This is a genomic window from Microcoleus sp. OTE_8_concoct_300, from assembly GCF_031383065.1.
GTDB lineage: Bacteria > Cyanobacteriota > Cyanobacteriia > Cyanobacteriales > Microcoleaceae > Microcoleus.
This window is the reverse complement of sequence record NZ_JANMZH010000297.1, coordinates 1-7,140: the sequence shown is the minus strand read 5'-3', so window position 1 is coordinate 7,140 and position 7,140 is coordinate 1. Positions and strand designations below refer to the sequence as shown.

The 7,140-nt window shown below is 48.9% G+C and carries 3 protein-coding genes; 1 reads left to right on the top strand and 2 read right to left on the bottom strand.

Translation table 11 applies throughout. From position 1 onward, the window contains the following. Window positions 1-441 precede the first annotated feature (441 nt). Window positions 442-1,638, bottom strand: coding sequence for a glycosyltransferase (locus tag ACUVJL_RS13695; protein ID WP_445246348.1), 1,197 nt, complete (start codon window positions 1,636-1,638; stop codon window positions 442-444). A 2,307-nt stretch (window positions 1,639-3,945) separates the two neighbouring features. Between ACUVJL_RS13695 and ACUVJL_RS13690 the strand changes: the two genes are divergently transcribed. After that, on the top strand, window positions 3,946-5,568 hold the full coding sequence (locus ACUVJL_RS13690) for an MBL fold metallo-hydrolase (protein WP_445246347.1): 1,623 nt from the start codon (window positions 3,946-3,948) through the stop codon (window positions 5,566-5,568). An 818-nt stretch (window positions 5,569-6,386) separates the two neighbouring features. Here the strand turns inward: ACUVJL_RS13690 and ACUVJL_RS13685 are convergent. Next, window positions 6,387-6,698 (bottom strand): DUF6679 family protein, encoded by a 312-nt coding sequence (locus ACUVJL_RS13685; RefSeq protein ID WP_015177146.1) that lies wholly within the window; start codon window positions 6,696-6,698, stop codon window positions 6,387-6,389. Window positions 6,699-7,140 lie beyond the last annotated feature (442 nt).

Sequence of the window (7,140 nt, the reverse complement as noted above, 5' to 3'; positions counted from 1 at the left end):
CCGCGCCGCAGCTAATAATTTCGTTTGTAGCTGGTAATAATTATGCTAACTTTTGGTTTTTCTCTGTTCCTATAGCGATCCTAAATAATTTGTTAATTTCTTACTCCCGGACCGCGTGTTGGGGGTGGGCTGGGGTGGGGTAAAAAATTTACGACTCCTGCAAGGATTGCTATATTAGATTGGTAATTGGTAATTAGTAATTTGTATTTGGTATTTGGTATTTGGGAATTTATAATTGGTGATTAAAATTTCAAACACTCTTACTTATTCCCTGTTCCCTCAATATCCATCTGTTAAATCCCTTAAATCCATTACAAAATCCGTTGCCGGGCTTGCCTCTTCCTCCTGACTAATGACTCCTGACTAATCCAAAAAACTTAGACCTTAGTTTAATTTCCCAGATTCATCTGTGGAGCAAATCTAAAATCTAAAATCTAAAATCTAAAATCGATTGACTTCCCCTTTAACTGCCTGCAACCACTTGCGAGAAGAAAAATAAGCCATTGGCCCGAAGCAGCACCCCCGCAGTTGAGCTAAAAGTAAATCACTAGGAATACAGCCCGGTTGCTTTCGCACTGAAGCAAATAATTCAGGAATTTGCTTATAGCGCAGCCATCCCCAAGCTAAAAGAGGCACACTGAATTCTCTGTTGACCACAAATATCCGCGTCCAAAAAGCATAGACTGCGATTCCGTAGCCTTGGAGAATTTTTTGCAATTCTTCCCAAGTGCGCCGATGGCGGTGCCAGCTCAAGGCTCTCGGATCGTAGATGATGCGGTAGCCCGCGCGCAAAATGCGGGCAAACAGTTCGCAGTCTTCGCCACCGACAGCGGGCGTTCCCGCCCCCAAAGCCTCGTCAAAAAAGCCGATACAGTTGATCGAACTTTTGCGCAAAGCCATGCTCGCCGAAACCCCCACTGGATAGACTATCAGCGGGTTGCAGTGCGCCCCGTCAAAAATTCGGCGCTCGAAGCCCCGCCCGTGGGGGCTGTAGCACTCGAACCATTCTTGCGCTTCGGTTTCCAGCTCCAAGGGCATCACCAGCCCCGTAACACACATAACTCGCGGATCTCTGAAATTTCGCAACAGCGATCGCAGCCAGTTCGGATCCGGGACCACATCGTCATCTGTAAAGGCTACGAATTCGTGTTTAGCTTCGCGTAAAGCGGCGTTGCGGGCAGCGCTCGATCCCGGTACGTCTTCGCGCACATAGCGGACTTTTGGGTAATTTTTGACCAGTTCCTTGGTAGCGTCCGTGGCGGGACAATTGTCAATTACTAAGTATTCCTGACCGTCGTCTGGCAGCCGCATAAACCCTTCTAGACAGCGCCGCAAATCTTCCGGTCGATCGCGCGTAGAAACCGCTACTGTGGCGATCGGCATTGCGTCGAGCGGTCCCCGCTCATCCCATTCTAGAATGTCGTAGAGCCAGCTTTTCCACAAGTTGTCACCAGCAGCATTCCTCAGTGTTTCCCGTACTTCGTCACCGCCAATGCGACCTCCGACTACGGGCAAAAGAGCTTGACCGAGCGGTTTTCCATGCAGTCGAATTAAAATCAAGGCTTTGCTGTAACGCTCCTCAACCGTAATTTCGGGCGGGAGTTCGGAGAGTTCCAGGTCAAGAATAGCTGTTGCCATTTTAGATTTTTGATTTGAATATTTTAGATTACGAAAAAATTCTCGATAATCCGTATATTAACGGAGGTATTTTAGCCGAAATTGTTTTATGGGATAGCAACTTCTCAATCCCATACTTGCCGAGCGCCGATCGCGAATCAAAAATCCAGCCTCATTTTTGTTATGGCTTTTATTTATTTTTGTTTTCAATGACCCGCTGATGTCAAGTTTTTTTGCAAGCGAATTTTTACCGCCGGCAACGAGCGAGCGTCCAGGCTTGTGTCAATTGCAGGTCTTATTGGCACTCTGCCGCCACCGGGCCTCGCCATTAATGCCACCTCTAAAAACCCGATTTTTTGAGAAAACCCGGTTTGTGCGATCGCTCCTCATTTCAGCTTTAATTGCGATCGGGTACTATTCAAGGGCAACATACCCAACAATTCAACAATCTCGCCATTCCAACTTTCGCCCCTAGTAGTTCTCTAGCAATCCCAAGCCATTTGGGAGAATATAGAGCCAGCCCCTGAAATACTCTTTTTTTATAATAAAGCCAAATGCTAAGTATAACGGCACAAAAAACAATAATATCTTGTAGGGTCAAGTAGGGGCCGCTTTAGCGAAGAATCACTCCTATACAAGCCACTTTATTAGTGGTCTCACCCGCCCGACCCCCATTATGGTTATTTGTACTTACTTACTTAACCGACCTCAAAGAGTTGAGCTAGTCCAATCCATACCCACGTGAATTGAAGCGAGCTTCTTGAGTTCAAATTTTTCTCAAAGGCTATAAACACCGAGATATTCAGGAGGTTCTAGAAGTCATTCCCGGGTTCATGGGCAAGGGAGACTAAACTCTATAAACTACTGGTATATAGCAATCCTAAAGGAGTCATAATTTTTTTACCCCACCCCAGCCCTCCCCGAAGCCGCGGTCCGGGAGTAAGAAATTCACAAATGATGCGAGGATTGCTATATCTAGGTTAAAACTGGCAGAGCGACCAGGGTCAGTCGGTGAGCTAGAATCTGCGCAAAGCGCATCAGTCATTGGCTGGCGCCCGTCAAAAAACTGGAATCTCGCAGAACTGCAAGGATACATATTCGAGAACTACGATGTGGTGTTTGACTCCAAACAAAGCTATTACACACTGTTTAACCAGGCACGGATTAGGTAAAAAAAAATCAAAAACGCAACCCTAAATAAGACCCAGGAATGCTCAAAAAAAAAAACAGGAGATTACAGACTGGTTGGAGATTCATCGAGCTGAGATTACTTCTGGCAAGTTAGTGGTATTTTTACAGCATGGATATCATCTATTGTCGGGGGATGGATGTGGCTATGTTTGGGGTAAAACAAAAGAACGCATCGTGTTGTCGCCTAGTCAATGAGCGGAGTAAACAAACCTATTATGGGGCAGTCAGTCGATTTTAGATTTGAGGTGTGAGACGGGGGCGTGAGACGGGGGCGAGAGGTTGGGCGAAACGTCGAGCTGCGCTCAGAGGTTCGGCTCGCGCGAGCCGTCGAAGGATTTGACATTTACTCCACAGATGAATCTGGCACCTTGAACAAGAGTCTAAAACTTTGGGTGGCTGGCGAGTCCTGGTTCACAACTATCCGTTTTTCGGCGATGTCAAAAAGCCATTTAAACTCTCTCCCGGATAGCCACAAGGTTTGCTTAGAAGAATGTATCAAACTTTTACAAAGAAACCGATCAAACTCATAAAGTCTCTATCTGCCCTGACAAAAGCAGTTAGCTAGCACGATTCTGGTTCTCCAAGTTTTTCAGATGGGACTATACACTGCCCTCAGTACCCTAAAAATGAAGATTTGTAAAGTTTTATCAAGATCTTGGGGCATCTGAATTAAAATCTTCTCATAAAAAAGACTAGCTTTTAGCAGGCACAAATTGTGGAAAAAGGTTTAAAACTCAGAATATGAGATCGAGTTCCCTGGTCTTACATGGTGCAATAAAATGTAACTTTTGATGCCAGAACCAGTAGCATGAACTTTGTCGAAGGCCGAAGGCCAGGAGCGGCCAATGCCTTCGGAAAATCGCTTTCCAGGCGCTGCATCAAATCTTAAGTGCAACTACTTTCGTTGCACGGGAGCCGGAGCCTTCGAGCAAACATTTAACTCCAGGGCTTACGCACCACAACTTTGATAAACCGGGTTTTTTTACCAGGAGCGAGGGCGGCAACAAAGTGTTTTCGTCCATCTTTCCCCGGTTTCTGCGTCCGGGACAGAACTCGATCGAATGAATGCAGTCGCAACCAATGTTTAAATGTGGCGATACTGTAAGTTGCGTGCAAAGCAGGGAGCTAACCGCAGTGATGGATCTCGATTGTTTACCTTACGGCGCAGGCCACGCACAGGAAGGGGTCTGTCTGCTAGTCCGAATGGGGCCGCATCGCATTTTACTCGACTGCGGTGTAGAGGATATTGCACCCCTGTCAGCGACACTAAATCGATCGCTGCCAGCCGATTTCGTGGTGTGCAGCCACGCCCACTCCGACCACGCCAGAGGTTTGCTAGCACTCCATCAATCTTTCCCCCACTTGCCAATTTACGCCAGCGAAGTGACAGCGCGACTGCTACCGCTCAACTGGCCGGGACGGTCTCAGCAGCCAGAGTCCCGGTTCTGTCAAGCACTGCCCTGGCAGTCGCCGATCGAACTACGCCCGGGATTGAGCGTGCAGTTGTTCCCGTCGGGCCATTTGCCCGGAGCGGCGACTGTGCTGCTGACTTATGCCGCCCCCCACCGCACCTACACCCTCGTGTACACCGGCGACTTTTTCCTGTCCAATTCTCGTTTGGTGGAAGGTTTGCCCTTGGGAGAACTCAGGGGCATGAAGCCGGATGTGTTAATTTTGGAAGGCAGTTACGGCACGGCGCGCCACCCTCACCGCCGACAACTGGAAAATCAGTTAGCCGATCGCATCCACCGCGCCATCGCCGACGGGTACTCGGTACTGCTGCCCGCGCCCTCCCTCGGTTTGGGTCAAGAACTGCTGATGCTGCTCCGCAGTCACCACTACTTTACAGGCCGCGACTTGGATATTTGGGTAGACGGCACTGTCGCCGACGGGTGCGACGCTTATCTGGAACTGCTGCCCCAATTTCCCACCGCCGTCCAAAATTTTGCTCTGCACCAACCTTTGTTTTGGGACGAAAGGGTGAAACCCCGCGTCCGCCGGTTGTCGGCCGAACAGCGCCCCGGATTGGGTTCCACGCCGTGTATTGTAATTACAGACAAGTTTGCTGATTTGGCTTTGTATGTTGCCGAAAGCACAAATCCTTGGATTTTGCTCGCACCTCAAAAACCCGGATATCCCGTCAGCAACTGGCCCGAATCAGGAGTCAGAAGCGTCGAAACTTATCTGCTAGCCGAACACTGCGACGGCCCAGGGACTACCCAGCTCATCCACAATTTGCGTCCCCAGCACGTAATTTTGGTTCACGGTTCCCCTGCATATTTGGCTGACTTGGCTAACTTGGACGAGCTGCGAAACCGCTACCAGTTGCACACTCCAGCCGTCGGAACACTTGTAGAACTGCCGATCGGGGAAATGTTTTTGCAGCCCGCTATCCCGGAAACTAACTATGAGGGAGAACTCAGCGAATTGGGGAAAGAGGTAGCAATTAGCTTGCCGAGTCCGATTACAGCCGATCCTCGGTGGGCCAATTTTGCCGATACCGGTTTGGTAGAAGCACGCTGGCAAGGCGAAGAACTCGTAGTGCGCGGCATCTCCCAGCGGGAACTGCTTTTTCAAGGCAGCGCCGTTCAGGCCAACCTCGAATGCTGCGGCAATTGCCAGCACTACCGCGGCCAGCGCTGTTGGAACCAATTATCTGCTTTGTTTGGCTTTAAAGTTACCCCCGACGGTTTCTGTCCGGTGTTTAAAGCGATACCGGAGTCCGAACTTTTCCTAGATGGGGAAACAGACGACGAATAAGCTGTCGGCCACTTCAAAACCAGCCCGCAGGCAAAGAAAACAAAAGAAAAGTCCTGGACGCACCCAGACAAAAAACCCCCTTTAACTTCCTCGCGGTTCGTCCGGGGCTCGATCGGTTTGGGGGCTTCAAGAAATACGGTCAATTCAAATCCTTTGTGTTTCCTCAATTCAAAGACAACCCTATTAAGGGTTTCAATGTCTTGTTGCCGAAGATTGGCTCCGTGCCCATCAACTTGCATCGCCCCATTCCTGATGGTTTTGTGGTCAAACAGGTACAGGTGTCGTCTAAAGTTCGGGGAACTTAGTGGTATGTTGTGGTCACGATTGAATCAAGTGTGTCGGTTCCAGATGCTCCATATCCTTGTCGTGCCATCGGACTCATAGAGCTCATGCAGCAGCAGAGATGGTTTTGCATCGTGGACTAGAAAATCTAGTAGCCCAGGGACTCTGGGGAACGGAAACAGCCTGTCAAGTCGGCCTGTCGGGGGTCTATGACCTAGATAAGTGGCGTGGGGCAGGAATATCCAAGAGCGATCAAGGGTGCGCCTGTACTCGTAGAGTCAGCGTCGGCAGGATGTCACGCAGGGGTAAGCTGTCGCCCATTGAATTTTTCAACTACTGTGTACTTACGCTCTTGTGGGGTGGGCAGGAGTGCCCACCATCAAGCTTAAATTTAAAGGCAAAATAGCTTATTTGCTCTCAACCCAGAATATTTTTGGCCTAAACCGGGTTTTTTGCATAATTCCTCCACAAAAAAGGGAGAAAAGTCGTTTTCTTTTCCCCCAAGTCTTCCTGGTGCCTCAAGGGCGAGCTCAAAACTATTCCAAATTCGAGTCGGGGTAGTGATTGCGAATTTGTTCGGCTTCGGGACAATCGTCAGAAACTAGGGGTTCGCAGTTAGTTCGGGACACCGAAGCCAACTTCTGGGACACAGATCCAATACTTTCGAGACGCACCATTTCTTCCCAGGAGCTGATTTCGTCTTCTTCGTCGGTTTCGTAGCGCAGCGTGACTAGATCCCCTTCAATATCTAGGATACGAGCGCGCTCTATCCAACGTTGCTGATCTCGAAGAAAAATAGAAACCTCACGACCATCACAACAGAGTTGATAGATTTTGCGCTGTAGCATTTGTCAGTTCTCCTGCGCAGTTTAAGTTGCTTAAAATATAGCCTGTTTACCGTAACGTACTTTGGGTTTTACATCGGAAGGCACAGCCGTATGGACGGGCCATTTTCACGTTTTCCGAAACTTTGGTACCGATGGGAGTTACCAAATTTCATTTTACCACCAAATCTATCTAGTACGCCATTTATCTAAATACAGATTTTGCAGCCAGTGGCATCCCTCGCGGGAGGCATTTGCCACCATAGATCCGAGCATTAGACCTCTTGCAAAAATAACTAGGACGGGCTCTTCGGCCCATCCCACAAGAAAAAATAATTCTTGTGGGATGGGCCGAAGAGCCCGTCCTAGTTATTTTTGCAAGAGGTCTAATGCTCGGATCTATGGTGGCAAATGCCTCCCGCGAGGGATGCCACTGGCTGCAAAATCTGTATTTAGATAAATGGCG

What these genes read in the sequence shown, in the direction of transcription:
- ACUVJL_RS13695 (WP_445246348.1), bottom strand. Translation starts at nt 1,638, where the DNA reads ATGGCAACAGCTATTCTTGACCTGGAACTCTCCGAACTCCCGCCCGAA.
- ACUVJL_RS13685 (WP_015177146.1), bottom strand. Translation starts at nt 6,698, where the DNA reads ATGCTACAGCGCAAAATCTATCAACTCTGTTGTGATGGTCGTGAGGTT.
- ACUVJL_RS13690 (WP_445246347.1), top strand. Translation starts at nt 3,946, where the DNA reads ATGGATCTCGATTGTTTACCTTACGGCGCAGGCCACGCACAGGAAGGG.